A 14,450-nucleotide genomic window follows, 5' to 3' on the forward strand; every position below is an offset into this window, starting at 1 on the left:
ATGTCCCCTGTCAACGCACCCCGGTATGGCCGAATCCACCCGTTCCCCGCACGCTGTCGGTGAAAGTATCCACCACCTGCAGGCTGACGCGGGCAATCGGCACGACCACCAGCTGCGCGATGCGATCGCCCGGCTCGATGGTGAAGGCCTCACGGCCACGGTTCCAGACGCTGATCAGCAGTGGTCCCTGGTAATCGGCGTCGATCAGGCCGGTACCGTTGCCGAGCACGATGCCGTGCCGATGGCCCAGCCCGGAACGCGGCAGGATCACCGCGCACAGGTTCGGGTCGGCGATGTGGATGGCCAGGCCGCTGGGCACCAGCGCGGTGTCGCCCGGCTGCAGGGTCAGCGCGGTATCCAGCGCCGCGCGCAGGTCCATGCCGGCGCTGGCTTCGGTGGCATAGGCCGGCAGCGGCCAGCTGTCGCCGAAGCGCGGATCGAGCAGCTTGACCTGCAGCGGTTGGGAAAGGGAAGCCTGGGTCATGCCTGAAGTCTCCGCGCGATCAGCGCCAGCAGTTGTTCGGCCAGCTCGCGCTTGGAGGTGGCCGGGAATACCTGTTCACCGTCCTGCCAGAAGGCAGTGGCGGCATTGTTGTCACTCTCGAAACCACCGCCGCTGATGCCGACCTGGTTGGCGATCACCAGGTCCAGGCGCTTGTCGACCAGCTTGCCACGTGCGTATTTCTCCACGTCGTGGGTTTCGGCGGCAAAGCCGACCACCAGCTTCAGCGACTGCGTCTGCGCGGCAACTTCGGCAAGGATGTCCGGCGTGCGCACCAGCTCGATCACCAGCGACTGGCTCTCGGCGGTCTTCTTCAGCTTCTGCGGCGCGACCTGGCGCGGCGTGTAGTCGGACACTGCAGCAGCACCGATATAGATGTCGGCCGGCAACGACTTCAGCACGGCATCGCGCATCTGCGCGGCCGAGCGCACGTCCACACGCTGCACGCCGGGTGGCGTCGGCAGCTGTACCGGGCCGCTGACCAGCACCACCTGGGCACCCATCGTCGCGGCGGCCGCGGCCAGGGCAAAGCCCATCTTGCCGCTACTGCGGTTGCCGACGTAGCGCACCGGATCGATGTCTTCATAGGTCGGGCCGGCGCTGATCAGCAGGCGCAGGCCCTGCAGCGCGCGGGTTTCCGGCGCGGCAACGGTCGCGGCACTGCTGCCATTGGCGGCCAGCGCCGCCACGATGTCGCCGGGCTCGGCCAGACGACCCGGACCGGACTCGCCTTCGGCCAGCGGACCGTCGACCGGGCCGATCACCTGCGCGCCGCGCTGGCGCAGCAGGGCGATGTTGGCCTGGGTGGCCGGATGCAGCCACATGCGGTGGTTCATCGCCGGGCAGAGGGTCAACGGCGCGGTGCTGGCCAGGCACAGGGTGCTGACCAGGTCATCGGCGTGGCCCTGGGCCAGCCGTGCCAGCAGATCGGCGGTCCCCGGAGCGACCACGATGCGGTCGGCCCAGCGGGCCAGCTCGATGTGGCCCATGGCCTGTTCGGCGGCGCTGTCCCACAGCGTGGTGCGGGTCGGCTGCCCGGACAGGGCCTGGAAGCTGAGCGGAGTGACGAACTGCTGGGCACCGGCGGTCATCGCCACCTGCACCTGGGCACCGGCGTCGCGCAGGCGCCGTACCAGCTCCAGGCTCTTGTAGGCCGCGATCCCGCCTCCGACGCACAACAGCAGTTTCTGACCTTCCAGCGCGCGCACCGGCGCGGGGGAAGCGTTGGGGGAGTCAGCCACCTGGAATTCCTGTGCAAACGAGGGCGCTAGCTTACCCGATGGTCGGTAATGTCCCGGTGCAGGGCGCACATAGCGGGCGGCTATCAGCAGATGGAGTCCGCCTACGTTGATCCGGGATTCACCCGGTATCAGTTTCGGACCTTTCCTATACCTCTACGGGTCTGCGCTTATGCAGAATCAGGCATTGGCTGCCGCCCGCCGTGGCCTGTTCGACCTTCGAGGAGCCGCGTGCATCCACGCATCATCATCGCCGACGACCATCCCGTGGTCCTGCATGGCATCCGTATCGTGCTGCAGACCTACCTGATGGACATCGTCGGCAGTGCGCGTGACGGCGCCCAGCTGCTGGAGCTGGTGGACCACCACGATTGCGATGCGGTGCTGACCGACCTGTCGATGCCGGGTGCCGGCCCGGACGGTCCGGAGCTGATCGACGCGCTGCGCATCCGCCGCCCTGGCCTGCCGGTGGTGGTGCTGACCGGCGCCCGCCATCCCGGCCTGCTGGACGGTCTGCTGCGGGAGGGCATCAGTGGCCTGGTCGACAAGTGCGCCGATTTCGCCGAGCTGCCCCACGCACTGAACGCCGCACTGGCCGGGCAGGTATTCGTCTCCCAGCAGCTGCGCCACCACCTCCAGGCGCGCGACCTGCTGTTTCCGCGCGAACCGGCGCCGCTGTCGGCACGTGAACAGGAAGTGCTGGAGCTGCTGGCGGCTGGTCTCAACGTGAACGAAGTCGCCGAACGCTGTGGGCGCAGCCCGAAGACCATCAGCCGGCAGAAGGCCGAAGCCAAGCGCAAGCTGGGCCTGCAGAACAACCAGGAACTGTTCGACTACCTGCAGACCCGGCGCGGTTAGGGCATTGGGACTCAGCCAGCGGGAGCGGCGCAACCAGGGGCAGAAAGGACAATGTCTGCCAAGGGCACCTCCGACAATACCCGCCAGGGAACCTGCTCCTCGCCTCCCTTGCGGTGCCCAAGGCCAACCAACACGCGTCCGTCCGGGCTGACCAGAGAGCCCTCCCAACGGGTATCTTCAGGGAGCTCCACAGGAAGTGCCCGCAGCCAGTCTTGCAGACGACACACGCCATTGCTGCGCGTCCAAATCAGTGCCTGATTCGAAAACGGCTCGCTTCCCAGCAGGATTCCGCCCTGCAGATCCATCCACACGATCGACATTGGCTCGTAGCGATCGATCCCTGCGGCCTGGAGCGACTGCTCCGAGGCGATCTGACCAATCTGGAGCGTGTCATCCGGCATGGGGACAAGCGAGGCAGGGTCGATTTCATCGTTTCGCCACCGGATCCGCATGGGCATCGCGGGATCGCCTGGTTCAGGCCCGTCGACAAAGAAAATGCCATGGATGACAGCCGGATCCGGGTCGAAATGGGTAGGACGTGTACCGTCGGCTCCTTCAGGCGCCGGAAGAATGCGATAGCCCCCTGCCTCGCTCCACAGGTAGGGCTGCTCGCTATCCGGTGAGTGGTAAAGGTACTGCGCTCCCCCGACGACTGTCCCATCAGCGTTCATCGCCAGGCCTTGGTGGGATTCACTGACCGGGGTAACCGCAACCCGTTCGCCCCCACGCAACCAGCGGAGAACCTGCATCGCGGTCGAGATTCGGGTCTCCACCAGGATGATCTGACCATCCCTGCTGATTGCCCGAGCCGAACTGTCCTCTGCCTCGTTCCGCGGTGACAGCCAACGGACGCCATCCTGACGGGACCATCGGAATGCCTGCGAGAAGCAGCATCCGCGACGCCCAGTCCCCGCCAGTACAGCGCCATCGAAGCTTGCCGCCACGACGGCAACTCCGCTGTTGGCCAACGAGGGCAGTTCCTCGTAGGTCGCCGCAGCGTCCCCAGCCCCCGCCGGACCAGGCAGCATCGAGGTTGAAAGAATCAGGATCAGGGAAAGTCGCTTCATCGGGTCTCCTAAGCACACCGTTGAAGTCTAGAGAAGGCGATCAGTGGATCCATTGAAGTTTGTTGCAAATCTGCCTGGTAGGCATCGACTGACCCCTCTCATCCCGGTTTCCTGATTTCGGTGGTGGGGCCAAACGTCCAGGATTGGGGCCATGCCCATCCACGACTGGCCCGAACAGGAACGCCCCCGCGAGAAGCTGATCGCGCGCGGGCCCACATCACTTTCCGACGCCGAACTGCTGGCCCTGTTTCTCGGCTCCGGGTTCGGTGGCCGCGATGCCGTGCAGACCGCGCGCGACCTGCTGCAGGCGCATGGCCCGTTGCGGGTGCTGCTCGATCGCCCCGCGCGGGAGCTGGCCCGCCTGCCCGGTCTGGGCCCGGCGCGCAGCTGTACGCTGGCTGCCGGGCTGGAACTGGCCCACCGCTACCTGGCCGCCGAGCTGGAACACGGCGAAGCGGTCGGCAACAACCCGGCTGCGGTCGGCCGCTATCTGCAGCACCGCCTGCGGGGGCAGGCCCGGGAAATCTTCATGGCCCTGTTCCTGGACAACCGCCACCGCCTGATCGCCTGCGAGGAACTGTTCCACGGCACCATCAACGCCGCACCGGTCTACCCCCGCGAAGTGGTGCGGCGCGCCCTGCTGCACAACGCGGCGGCGGTGATCCTCAGCCACAACCACCCTTCCGGCGACCCGGAACCCTCCAGCGCCGATACCCGCATCACCGACGAACTGCAGCAGGCCCTGGCGATGGTGGACGTGCGCCTGCTGGACCACTTCGTGGTGGGCGAGGGCCGTCCCGTTTCATTTGCTGAACGGGGCCTGCTGTCCCCGCCCCAGCCACGCCTGTTCGGCTGAGGGCGGCCCCTTCAGGGGCCATCGGCCGCCCCCACAGGCATGTTCTGGTCAGCGTGGGCGCGGGTATCTGCGCTAAAATGGGCGATTCCGCCGCTCATTCTCACAGCAGGCCTCGTGAAAAATCTCCTCCGCGCCCTGATCAGCCAAGGCATCGAAGCCTTGCGCGCCAATGGCACCCTGCCCGCCGACTCCCTGCCGCCGGACTTCGTGGTCGAGCGCCCGAAGACCCGCGACCACGGCGACTTCGCCACCAACGCCGCGATGCTGCTGGCCAAGGCCGCGCGCAGCAATCCGCGCGCACTGGCACAGGCGCTGGTCGAAGCGTTGCCGCGCAGCGAGGACGTCAGCAAGGTCGAGATCGCCGGCCCCGGCTTCATCAACTTCCACCTGGCCCCCGCCGCGTACCAGCGCGAAGCCGCCTCGGTCATCAAGGAAGCCCACGACTATGGCCGCAACCTGTCCGGCAATGGCCGCACGGTGGGCGTGGAGTACGTGTCGGCCAACCCGACCGGCCCGCTGCATGTCGGCCATGGCCGCGCGGCGGCGATCGGCGACTGCGTGGCACGCGTGCTCGATGCGAACGGCTGGAACGCCAAGCGCGAGTTCTACTACAACGACGCCGGCGTGCAGATCGAGAACCTGGCGCTGTCCACCCAGGCGCGGATCAAGGGCATCGCGCCGGACCAGGACGGCTGGCCGGAAGGTGGCTACCGCGGTGAGTACATCGCCGACGTCGCCCGCGCCTACATGGCCGGCGCCAGCGTCGACCTGGAAGGCAGCACCGTGGTCGGCGCCAAGGACCCGGACGACATGCAGGCGATCCGCCGCTTCGCCGTGGCCTACCTGCGCAACGAGCAGAACCTGGACCTGGCCGCGTTCGGCGTCGACTTCGACATCTATTTCCTGGAAAGCTCGCTGTACGCCGACGGCAAGGTAGCCGAAGCGGTGGCCAAGCTACAGGCGTCGGGTCATACCTATGAAGAAGGTGGCGCGCTGTGGCTGCGCAGCACCGACTTCGGTGACGACAAGGACCGCGTGATGCGCAAGTCCGACGGCACCTTCACCTACTTCGTGCCCGACGTGGCCTACCACCTGTCCAAGTGGCAGCGCGGCTACGAGCGTGCAATCACCGAGCTGGGTGCCGATCACCACGGCTCGCTGGCACGCGTGCGCGCCGGCCTGCAGGCGATGGAAGTGGGCATCCCGCAGGGCTGGCCGGAATACGTGCTGCACCAGATGGTCACCGTCATGCGTGGCGGCGAGGAAGTGAAGCTGTCCAAGCGTGCCGGCAGCTACTTCACCCTGCGCGACCTGATCGAGGAAGCCGGCCGCGATGCCACCCGCTGGTTCCTGATCGCGCGCAAGCCCGATTCGCAGCTGACCTTCGACATCGACCTGGCCCGCCAGCAGAGCAACGACAACCCGGTGTTCTACGTGCAGTACGCGCACGCCCGCGTCTGCAGCCTGCTGCGCCAGGCGCAGGAGAAGGGCCTGGTGTACGAACAGGGCAATGGCCTGGCCAACCTCGGCCGCCTGGCCGACGACGCTTCGCTGCTGCTGATGAACGAGATCTCGCGGTACCCGGAAGTGGTGGAGACAGCCGGCGTGGCGATGGAACCGCATCTGGTGGCGCAGTACCTGCGTGAATTGGCGCACGCGTTCCACACGTGGTATCACGGGACGCCGGTGCTGGTGGAAGATGCCGCTGATCGCAACGCCAAACTGACCCTGGCCTGCGCCGCGCGCCAGGTGCTGGCCAACGGCCTCGAACTCCTGGGCGTCAGCGCCCCGGAAAAAATGTAAGCATCAGGAGACGCAGTACACATGGCAGCACGACGCGGCAAAAACCAGGCACGACGCAACAGCAGCAGCCAGGGCACACCCGGATGGGTGTGGCTGGTCGCTGGCGTGGCGATTGCGGCCGTGGTGTTCCTGGCGGCGCCGAACCTGTTCAAGGGCGAAGGCGATGGCTTCCTTCGCGCCGGTCCGCAGCCGAACCCGAACGCGCAGCCGGCCCCGGTCGCGGATGCCGACAGCGATGTCGGCACCCAGCCGGCCGCGCAGCCGGCCACGCCGAAGCCGGCCGAACCGGAAAAGCCGGCCGCCACCCAGTACGACTTCTACACCCTGCTGCCGGGCAAGGAAGTTGAAATGTCCGACGCCGAACTGGCCGCCAGCGCGCGTGCCGAAGACCAGCGCCGGGCCAAGGCCGAAGCGCAGCGCGCGCAGGCGGCACTGGAAGGCAAGCCGGTTCCGGCCGCAGCCGCTGCGCCGGCACCGACGGCAACCGCCAGCGTGGCCAGCACCGCACCGGTAACCGCCACCAGCCGTCCGCTGCCGGCACCGCTTAGCGAACGCCCGGCTGCCGCAACGCCTCCGGCCAGCACGCCGACGGCGTCGACCAGCACCGCCGCTGCCACTCCGGCGGCGCGTGCGGAAACCCCGCCGACCGCGGCCAGTACCCCGGCCGCTGCTGCACCGGCTGCCGCCGACAACGCCCGCTACATCCTGCAGGCAGGTGCGTTCGGTGCCTCCGGCGATGCCGAAGCGACCAAGGCCAAGCTGGCGATGATGGGCCTGGCGGCACGCGTGGAATCGGCGCAGATCAACGGCAAGACCGTGTACCGCGTGCGCATGGGGCCGTATGGCAGTGCCGGCGAGTTGTCCGAAGCCAAGCAGAAGCTGGATGGCACCGGCCTGCAGGCGATGGCGATCAAGGCGCAGTAAGCCTGTCGCTGTGAATGAAAAAGCCGGGCATTGCCCGGCTTTTTTTTGTTTCTGTAAAGTCGAGCTTGCTCGACTGGGGGTAGAACAACAGTCGAGCAAGCTCGACTCTACAAACGGCCATCAGCCCTCGCGGGCGACCTGGAAACCAGCGAACGACTGGCTGACCGGCATCAGTTCCAGGCGATTGATGTTCAGGTGCGGCGGCAGGCTGGCCACCCAGAAGATCTGTTCGGCGATGTCTTCGGCGGTCATCGGGTTGGCGCCGGTATAGAGCTTGTCCGACGCAGCCTGGTCGCCATGGGTACGCACCACGGTGAACTCGGTTTCGGCCATGCCCGGCTCGATCGTGGTCACGCGCACGCCGGTGCCGTGCAGGTCCGAACGCAGACCCAGCGAGAACTGGCTGACGAAAGCCTTGGTGCCACCGTAGGCGTTGCCACCCGGGTACGGGTAGACGCCGGCCACCGACGAAATATTGATGATCGCGCCCTTGCGCTCCACCAGCTGCGGCAGCAGGCGGTGGGTCAGGGTCACCAGCGCGGTGATGTTGGTGTCGATCATCGTGGTCCAGTCCGACAACTTGGCGCTCTGTGCCGGCGCGGTGCCCTGCGCCAGGCCGGCGTTGTTGACCAGCAGATCGATCTCGCCGAAGGCCGGCGGCAGTGCCAGCAACGCCGCTTCCATCGCAACCGGATCGCGGATGTCGAAGGCGGCGGCATGCACCACGTCCTTGCCGTAGCGCGCGACCAGCGGCTGCAGGCGTTCAGCGCGGCGGCCGGTGGCGATCACCTTCCAGCCCGCCTGGGCGAAGCGGTGGACGGCGGCGGCGCCGAAGCCGGACGTGGCGCCGGTAATCAGGACAGTGCGGGTCATCAGGCAACTCCAGGGGGAAAACCAGACCCCCATTCTGGCACCGTCGGCCGGGGGTTGCGTTGCCTGATCGGCCAGGTCCGGCCCCGCCTGCCGGGGTGACCGGTACAATTGGGCCATGATCAACAACGATGTCCTGCGCAGCGTGCGCTACTCCCTGGACCTGGGCGACCACCACGTGGTCACCCTGTGCCAGATGGCCGACCCGGCCTTCGCCGTGGATCCCGAGCAGGTGAAGGCCTGGCTGCGCCGCGAGGACGAAGCCGGTTTCGAAGCGATGAGCGACAGCGCGCTGGCGCACTTCCTCGACGGCCTGATCGTGCACCTGCGCGGTCGCGACGAGAGCCAGCCGCAGCGCGCGGTGGAAACCCACATCGACAACAACCTGGTGCTGAAGAAGCTGCGCGTGGCGTTCCAGCTGCGCGACGTCGATCTGATGGAGATCTTCGCCAGCGCCGGTTTCAACGTCTCCAAGTCGGAAGTCGGCGCGCTGTTCCGCCAGCCCGGCCACACCAACTACCGGCGTTGCCTGGACCAGATGCTGCGCAACTTCCTCAAGGGCCTGAGCCTGCGCCTGCGCGGCTGAGCACGGCCTCGACGAACGCCCGCGCCGCAGGTGTCGGCAGCCGCTGCCAGACCAGGTGCACGCGGCGGGTCGGGGTTGGCTGCAGCGGAATCTGCACCACCCCCTGGAAGCCTTCGGCGATCAACGCTGGCACGATGCCAACCGCCAGCCCATGGCGGACGAAGCGCTCGATCAGTTCCATCAGATTGACCTCGAAGCGCACCGTATGCGGCAGGCCAGCGGCGGCGAAGGCATCGTCGGTCTGCCGCCGCGCACCGGTGCCGCGTGGGAAGTCGACCAGCGCCTCGTCCTGCAGTTCGATCAATGGCAGCCGCTTGCGCCGGGCCAAGCGGTGCGACGGCGCCAGCACCGCCACCAGGTCTTCTTCCTGCAGCATCTGGTGGCAGACCCCGTCCAGGCCGGCCGAGGGTGACAACCCGACCAGCGCCACATCCAGGTCACGCGACTGCACCTGCGCGATCAGGTCCTCGCTCTTGTCCACCCGCAGCTGGAACTCCACCTGCGGATGCGCCTGCTGAAAAGCAGCCAGCATCGCCACCACATCGATATCGGTCAGCGAGGAGATCTGCCCGATCGCCAGCAGACCACGCACCTCACCACTGACCGCGGCCACGTCGGCGCGCAGGTGGCGCAGGCTGACCAGCACCTGGCGAGCGTGCACCAGCAGCGCTTCACCCGCTGCCGTCGCCCGCACCTGACGCGGCAGGCGCTCGAACAGGGGCGTGCCCAGTTCCTGCTCCAGGTAGGCAATCTGGTGGCTCAACGCGGACTGCACCACATGGCAGCGTTCGGCGGCGCGGGTGAAATTGCCCTCTTCGGCCAGGGCGACGGCAAATTCGAGCTGTTTGAGATTCATCCAATTATCTCGTTTCCAGATGGCATGGATGATGATGATTCATTTCCATCATGGCCGCAGCAGGCGGACACTGTGCATCCCGCTTTGTGGAATACCGCGTGAGTCCGTCCCTCCCCCCTCTGCACCGCTGGCAGGTGCTGCTGATGTCGGTGGCTACCGGCGTGGCCGTGGCCAGCAACTACTATGCGCAGCCACTGCTGCACACCATTGCCGATGCCTTCGGTGTGCCATTCGGCCAGGTCGGCATGGTGGTCACCGCCGCACAGCTGAGCTATGCCGCCGGACTGATCCTGCTGGTGCCGCTGGGTGACCTGTTCGAACGCCGCCGCCTGATCGTGGTAATGAGCCTGCTGTCGGCGGGCGGGCTGGTGATCAGCGCCTGTGCACCGTCGCTGACCTGGTTGCTGGTCGGCACGGCGATCACCGGCCTGTTCTCGGTGGTGGCACAGGTGCTGGTGCCGTTCGCCGCTACGCTGGCCGCGCCGGAACATCGCGGTCGCGTGGTCGGCACGTTGATGAGTGGCCTGCTGCTGGGCATCCTGCTGGCGCGCACCGTGGCCGGACTGCTTTCCAGCCTGGGCGACTGGCGCCTGGTGTATGCGATCGCCGCCGGCACCCTGGTGCTGACCGCGCTGGCGCTGCAGCGCGGCCTGCCGCGATTCCACCACAGCGCCGGCCTTGGCTACTTCGCATTGCTGCGCTCGATCGGCGAGCTGTTCGTGCAGGAGCCGGTGCTGCGCCAGCGCACCCTGCTGGGCGCCTGCAGCTTCGCCATGTTCGCGATCTTCTGGACGCCACTGGCTTTCCTGCTGGCACAACCGCCCTACGCCTACAGCGATGCCACCATCGGCCTGTTCGGACTGGTGGGCGCGGCCGGTACGCTGGCGGCCGGCCTGGCCGGCCGCATGTCCGATCGCGGCCAGACCGGACGTGCTACCGCCATCGCACTGATGCTGTTGCTGCTCTCGTGGCTGCCGTTGGGGCTGTCGGCACACTCGCTGCTGGCGCTGCTGGTCGGCGTGGTGGTGCTGGACCTGGCCGCGCAGCTGCTGCACGTCAGTAACCAGAACCTGATCTACGCACTGCAACCGGCGGCGCGCAACCGCCTCAATGCTGGCTACATGACCGGTTACTTCATCGGCGGTTCGCTGGGTTCGCTGCTGTCGGCGCAGGTCTACCAGCGCTTCGGCTGGACCGGCGTCTGCGTGGCCGGTGCTGCGGTGGCCGTGCTGGCCCTGCTGCTGTGGCTGCCCGGCGCGCTGCGCGCGCGCCAGGCGTCGCTGGCCGACTAGAAGCTGCCTTGCAGCGCCAGCTCCCACCGCCCACCGGCATTGCCCGGGAACAGGCGCTTGGCCGCACTGTCGGTGTCATGCACGGTGGCGCGCAGTTCCCATGCCGGGGTCAGCGAGGCGATGGCACTGAGCTGGCCATGCAGGTAATCCGGACCCTGCGCGGTGGCCAGCCAGTACTGGCCCACCGCCGCTTCCAGGCGGAAGCGTTCATGCAGCGGCACACGCACGCCCAGCTGGGCATAGGTGCCGCGATGGCCGCCGGCCAGTGCATCGCTGGAATGCGCGACCTGCAACCAGGCGCGCTGCTTCCAGGTCACGGTGGTATTGAGCTCGGTCCAGTCCAGCGCGCGGCCGGTGCCCGGGTACACGTAGCGGGTCAGGTTGGCATCCAGGGTCCAGTCCGGCGCCAGTGCGCCGGACCAGCCTGCCACCAGGTCGAACTCGCTGCGCGCGCCATTGTCCGGCTTGAACGAAACGTTGGACCCCCACACGCTGGCGTACCAGCCCGATGGGATCGAGACCTTCGCGCCCGCCTGCACCGCTGGGTCGCCGTCGCTCTGCGAGCTGCCGCGCCACACGTAATCGCTGGTCAATGCGGCACTGCCACTGACCTGCACCTGTGCCTGGGCGGTGCCGATACCGAGCAGCCCTGCCAGGGCGGCCACCACCGCCGCCATCATTCCCTTGCTGTTCACTGCACTGTGTTCCTCGTCGAAGGCGGTCACGCCGCCGGGAACGCAGTGTCGAGGCGGTGGCCGTAACGGATCGAGGGTGCTGCCGGGCCCGTGGCGCAAATTCGGCGTAAATCCCGTGGACTGCGGCCACATGCCGGCCGCGCGGTATCATGGCGCCCTGTTTCCAGGAACCAACCGCGTGGACGCCATCCTGACCCCGGTATCGATCGGCGAGCTGATCGACAAGATCACCATTCTCGAGATCAAGGCCGAGCGCATCGACGATGCGGCCAAGCTGAGCAACGTGCGCACCGAGCTGGACGGCCTGCTGCCGTTGCTGCAGCAGCAGCTGCAGGCTCAGCCGGCGCTGGCCGTGCTGAAGCAGCAGCTGAAGGCGATCAACGAGCGCATGTGGGACATCCAGGACCAGCTGCGCGACAAGGAAGCGGCCCAGGTGTTCGACGATGCCTTCATCCAGCTGGCACGCGGTGTCTATGGCACCAATGGCGAGCGCGTGCAGGTGAAGAACGAGATCAACCGCGTGGCCGGTTCGGCCCTGGTGGAAGAAAAGCAGTACCAGGGCGAGTAACGCCGCCTCAATCAGCGTCGATCAGATGGCGGAAGCGGAACAGCTCGCCATCGTTGCGGATGCCCAGCTTGCGGTAAGCCGCTCGCTTCTGCGTGCTGATGGTGCTGGCTGCACGCCCACTGCGGCGTGCCATCTCGCCGGTGCTGCAGCCACGCAGCACCCACTGCAGGACGGTGCGCTCGCGCGTGCTCAACCGTGGTGAACGCATGGACTGCTGGCGCTGCCGGCGGGACAGGTTCAACTGTGCACGCAGCTCCGGCGGCACGAAGCGCCCGCCTCGGGCAACCACGCTCACTGCCCGCAGCAGCATCTGCGGCGCGCAGGCCTTGGACAGGAATCCGCGCGCACCGGCCTGCAGGGTCAAGGACACGACACCCGCGTTGCAGTGTGCGGACAGCACCAGGATCGGCACTGCCGGCCAATGTTGTGATACGTGCCGCAGCAGTTCCAGGCCTTCCCCGATGTCACCGATCGGCAAGGCGTCAACCAGCAGCAGATCGATCGCGGCGGCCTGCTGCTGCAGGCGCTGCAGCAGATCACCGCTGCGGCCGTAGCTTCCATCGACCTGCAGGCCCGTCTGCCGGGCCAGCAGTTCCTGCACGCCATGCCGCAACAGCGGATGCGGATCCAGCAGCAACAAGCGGCAGGGAGAATCGCGGGGCGACGGAAACGTGGGCATCGTTGCATTCCTGCAGAACAGGCCACTCACCCTAGGGCGCAGCCGACGCCTGCGGAATCCAATTCGTTGCAATGCCACCGTTCTGCCGCGACACGGTCAGGTAGCGTTTGCCCAGCCGGAAACGCAACAGGCCCGGCATGGGCCGGGCCTGTCGAGGCATCTTCAGCGCGCAGGCGCGCCGAGGAAGCAGTTACCAGCTGAAGCGCGGGCCGACGGTGTATTCCTTGTCGCCGTCGCGGTTCATCTTCAGCTCGCCGTTCAGGCCCCAGTTCTGGTTCAGCTTGACCTGACCACCCAGGCGGCCGTACCACTGGCCTTCCGGATTGATGCCGTGCTTCTTCGAGAAATCTTCGTAGCCGACCATGCCGTAGACTTCGGCGTGGGCACCGAAGGCGGTGCGGATACCGGCTTCAGCGCTGTAGCCGTTGAAGTCCAGGCCGTGCTTCTGGTCGCGCTTCTGGTAAGCAACGCGGGCAACGAAGTCGGTGGTCGGAGCGATTTCAACGTTGTAGCCGGCGCCGATCTTCCACTGGTCCAGCTTGATGTTGGTGTGGTCGATTTCCTGACGGCTGTACTCACCGAAAGCGTGGAAGTTCGGCAGGAAGCCGTACGAACCCTTCACGCCCCAGCCGTCGGCCTTGAACGCGTCGATGTCGGTCTTGGCGTAGTCGGCTTCGGCGTAGTTGTACGACAGGTTCTCAGCAGCCGAGGCGGTGAACGGCAGGGCAGCGGCCAGAGCCAGAGCAATCAGCGAATTCTTCATGGGGGTACACCTTTACTTTCTTATGGTGTGCAGCAGCGCCAGGGCGCCATCGCATCGGGAATGTAAATTCTCCGTTATTCGCCACAACGCTCCCTGAAAACGGCGGTCTTCGCATTGCTGAATTTTTTGGCTTGATTCAGGCTGTCTCTGGCATACGCGCGCGGCGCGCGTGCATTTCATCGGCTACAACGAACGTGCGCCACTGGATTGTCGATCCACGGCGCCCTGGTTCGTCGGGTACTTGAAGGCCGTGCATGCGGCACGGTCCATCCGGAGGCAGGCAATGAGCTACATCGATGGTTTCGTCCTGGCGGTGCCCACCGCCAACAAAGAGAAGTTCCTCGCCCATGCACGCACAGGGGATCCCGTTTTCATCGAGTACGGCGCGCTGCGCGTGGTCGAGTGCTGGGGTGACGACGTACCGCACGGCAAGACCACCGACTTTTTCGGCGCGGTGAAAGCCACGCCGGATGAGACGGTGGTGTTTTCCTGGATCGAGTGGCCGGACAAGCCGACCCGCGACGCCGGCATGAAGAAGATGATGGAAGACCCAAGGTTTGATCCGGCGACGAATCCGATGCCGTTCGACGGCGCGCGGATGATCTACGGCGGCTTCGTGCCGATCTACGAACTGACCCGCTGAACCGGGCGGACGTGCTCAGCGCGCGTCCGTTTCATCGCTGGCGGAGGCATGGCCGGCGCCCAGTGCGGCGCCGGCCATGCCCTGTCCCTTTTACACATCTGACGCTGCCGACGACCTTACGCGGTTGGATTTCGGGGTTGGCCTGTACACGTAACAAAAAAACGATATGCTGTCGATGTATGTGCATATATCTGCCACATCAACATACCGCCCAATAATAAATATAAACAACCAGAAATACGAAAACCCC

At 66.5% G+C, this 14,450-nt stretch carries 16 protein-coding genes; 8 read left to right on the forward strand and 8 right to left on the reverse strand.

What is annotated here, in order from left to right:
- Positions 1–10 precede the first annotated feature (10 nt).
- Together dut and coaBC are read right to left on the reverse strand one after the other, a co-directional pair.
- Positions 11–484, reverse strand: a complete 474-nt coding sequence (gene dut / locus EKL94_RS16630) for a dUTP diphosphatase (RefSeq protein WP_005420510.1) — start codon at positions 482–484, stop codon at positions 11–13.
- Positions 481–1,743, reverse strand: a complete 1,263-nt coding sequence (gene coaBC, locus EKL94_RS16635; RefSeq protein ID WP_126929931.1) for a bifunctional phosphopantothenoylcysteine decarboxylase/phosphopantothenate--cysteine ligase CoaBC — start codon at positions 1,741–1,743, stop codon at positions 481–483. The genes dut and coaBC overlap by 4 nt, the downstream gene beginning before the upstream one ends.
- A gap of 228 nt (positions 1,744–1,971) precedes the next feature.
- Between coaBC and EKL94_RS16640 the strand changes: the two genes are divergently transcribed.
- Entirely contained in the window at positions 1,972–2,598 is a 627-nt protein-coding gene (locus tag EKL94_RS16640; RefSeq protein WP_126929932.1) for a response regulator, read from the forward strand.
- A gap of 11 nt (positions 2,599–2,609) precedes the next feature.
- Here the strand turns inward: EKL94_RS16640 and EKL94_RS16645 are convergent, their stop codons facing one another.
- Entirely contained in the window at positions 2,610–3,665 is a 1,056-nt protein-coding gene (locus EKL94_RS16645; RefSeq protein ID WP_126929933.1) for a hypothetical protein, read from the reverse strand.
- A gap of 151 nt (positions 3,666–3,816) precedes the next feature.
- Here EKL94_RS16645 and radC point away from each other — a divergent pair, with 151 nt between their 5' ends.
- The 3 genes from radC to EKL94_RS16660 all read left to right on the forward strand — a co-directional run bounded on the left by radC (position 3,817) and on the right by EKL94_RS16660 (position 7,248).
- A complete protein-coding gene (gene radC, locus EKL94_RS16650; RefSeq protein WP_049448728.1) occupies positions 3,817–4,521 on the forward strand; it encodes a RadC family protein in 705 nt (234 codons plus the stop codon).
- 114 nt (positions 4,522–4,635) lie between these two features.
- On the forward strand, positions 4,636–6,324 hold the full coding sequence (argS, locus tag EKL94_RS16655; RefSeq protein WP_126929934.1) for an arginine--tRNA ligase: 1,689 nt from the start codon (positions 4,636–4,638) through the stop codon (positions 6,322–6,324).
- A 21-nt stretch (positions 6,325–6,345) separates the two neighbouring features.
- Positions 6,346–7,248, forward strand: coding sequence for an SPOR domain-containing protein (locus tag EKL94_RS16660; protein ID WP_126929935.1), 903 nt, complete (start codon positions 6,346–6,348; stop codon positions 7,246–7,248).
- A 120-nt stretch (positions 7,249–7,368) separates the two neighbouring features.
- Here the strand turns inward: EKL94_RS16660 and EKL94_RS16665 are convergent, their stop codons facing one another.
- Positions 7,369–8,121 (reverse strand): SDR family NAD(P)-dependent oxidoreductase, encoded by a 753-nt coding sequence (locus EKL94_RS16665; protein WP_126929936.1) that lies wholly within the window; start codon positions 8,119–8,121, stop codon positions 7,369–7,371.
- A gap of 115 nt (positions 8,122–8,236) precedes the next feature.
- Between EKL94_RS16665 and EKL94_RS16670 the strand changes: the two genes are divergently transcribed.
- On the forward strand, positions 8,237–8,704 hold the full coding sequence (locus tag EKL94_RS16670) for a YehS family protein (RefSeq protein WP_126929937.1): 468 nt from the start codon (positions 8,237–8,239) through the stop codon (positions 8,702–8,704).
- Here the strand turns inward: EKL94_RS16670 and EKL94_RS16675 are convergent.
- Positions 8,673–9,560 (reverse strand): LysR family transcriptional regulator, encoded by an 888-nt coding sequence (locus EKL94_RS16675; protein ID WP_126929938.1) that lies wholly within the window; start codon positions 9,558–9,560, stop codon positions 8,673–8,675. The two genes, EKL94_RS16670 and EKL94_RS16675, sit on opposite strands and share 32 nt — an antisense overlap.
- 143 nt (positions 9,561–9,703) lie before the next feature.
- Between EKL94_RS16675 and EKL94_RS16680 the strand changes: the two genes are divergently transcribed.
- On the forward strand, positions 9,704–10,852 hold the full coding sequence (locus tag EKL94_RS16680) for an MFS transporter (RefSeq protein ID WP_440087520.1): 1,149 nt from the start codon (positions 9,704–9,706) through the stop codon (positions 10,850–10,852).
- Here EKL94_RS16680 and EKL94_RS16685 read toward each other — a convergent pair.
- The gene (locus tag EKL94_RS16685) at positions 10,849–11,547 is read right to left on the reverse strand and encodes a TorF family putative porin (RefSeq protein WP_126929940.1); all 699 of its coding nucleotides are present in this window, start codon (positions 11,545–11,547) and stop codon (positions 10,849–10,851) included. The genes EKL94_RS16680 and EKL94_RS16685 overlap by 4 nt on opposite strands.
- A gap of 178 nt (positions 11,548–11,725) precedes the next feature.
- Here EKL94_RS16685 and EKL94_RS16690 point away from each other — a divergent pair, with 178 nt between their 5' ends.
- Positions 11,726–12,115, forward strand: coding sequence for a DUF6165 family protein (locus EKL94_RS16690; protein ID WP_026347234.1), 390 nt, complete (start codon positions 11,726–11,728; stop codon positions 12,113–12,115).
- A 7-nt stretch (positions 12,116–12,122) separates the two neighbouring features.
- Here EKL94_RS16690 and EKL94_RS16695 read toward each other — a convergent pair whose 3' ends face one another.
- Positions 12,123–12,794, reverse strand: a complete 672-nt coding sequence (locus tag EKL94_RS16695) for a response regulator transcription factor (protein ID WP_126929941.1) — start codon at positions 12,792–12,794, stop codon at positions 12,123–12,125.
- 190 nt (positions 12,795–12,984) lie between these two features.
- Complete coding sequence (locus tag EKL94_RS16700) at positions 12,985–13,557, reverse strand: OmpO family porin (protein ID WP_032130335.1); 573 nt, start codon at positions 13,555–13,557, stop codon at positions 12,985–12,987.
- A 283-nt stretch (positions 13,558–13,840) separates the two neighbouring features.
- Here EKL94_RS16700 and EKL94_RS16705 point away from each other — a divergent pair, with 283 nt between their 5' ends.
- Positions 13,841–14,200, forward strand: a complete 360-nt coding sequence (locus tag EKL94_RS16705; RefSeq protein ID WP_005407745.1) for a DUF1428 domain-containing protein — start codon at positions 13,841–13,843, stop codon at positions 14,198–14,200.
- Positions 14,201–14,450: the final 250 nt, after the last annotated feature.

Origin of the sequence: Stenotrophomonas maltophilia (genome assembly GCF_003970865.1) — a bacterium.
Taxonomy (GTDB): domain Bacteria; phylum Pseudomonadota; class Gammaproteobacteria; order Xanthomonadales; family Xanthomonadaceae; genus Stenotrophomonas; species Stenotrophomonas maltophilia_AR.

Bases quoted from the DNA above. Each gene is read 5' to 3' on its own strand.
- radC (WP_049448728.1), top strand. From the start codon at position 3,817: ATGCCCATCCACGACTGGCCCGAACAGGAACGCCCCCGCGAGAAGCTG.
- EKL94_RS16665 (WP_126929936.1), bottom strand. From the start codon at position 8,121: ATGACCCGCACTGTCCTGATTACCGGCGCCACGTCCGGCTTCGGCGCC.
- EKL94_RS16705 (WP_005407745.1), top strand. From the start codon at position 13,841: ATGAGCTACATCGATGGTTTCGTCCTGGCGGTGCCCACCGCCAACAAA.
- EKL94_RS16700 (WP_032130335.1), bottom strand. From the start codon at position 13,557: ATGAAGAATTCGCTGATTGCTCTGGCTCTGGCCGCTGCCCTGCCGTTC.
- EKL94_RS16645 (WP_126929933.1), bottom strand. From the start codon at position 3,665: ATGAAGCGACTTTCCCTGATCCTGATTCTTTCAACCTCGATGCTGCCT.
- EKL94_RS16660 (WP_126929935.1), top strand. From the start codon at position 6,346: ATGGCAGCACGACGCGGCAAAAACCAGGCACGACGCAACAGCAGCAGC.
- EKL94_RS16680 (WP_440087520.1), top strand. From the start codon at position 9,704: ATGTCGGTGGCTACCGGCGTGGCCGTGGCCAGCAACTACTATGCGCAG.
- EKL94_RS16675 (WP_126929938.1), bottom strand. From the start codon at position 9,560: ATGAATCTCAAACAGCTCGAATTTGCCGTCGCCCTGGCCGAAGAGGGC.
- EKL94_RS16670 (WP_126929937.1), top strand. From the start codon at position 8,237: ATGATCAACAACGATGTCCTGCGCAGCGTGCGCTACTCCCTGGACCTG.
- dut (WP_005420510.1), bottom strand. From the start codon at position 484: ATGACCCAGGCTTCCCTTTCCCAACCGCTGCAGGTCAAGCTGCTCGAT.
- EKL94_RS16695 (WP_126929941.1), bottom strand. From the start codon at position 12,794: ATGCCCACGTTTCCGTCGCCCCGCGATTCTCCCTGCCGCTTGTTGCTG.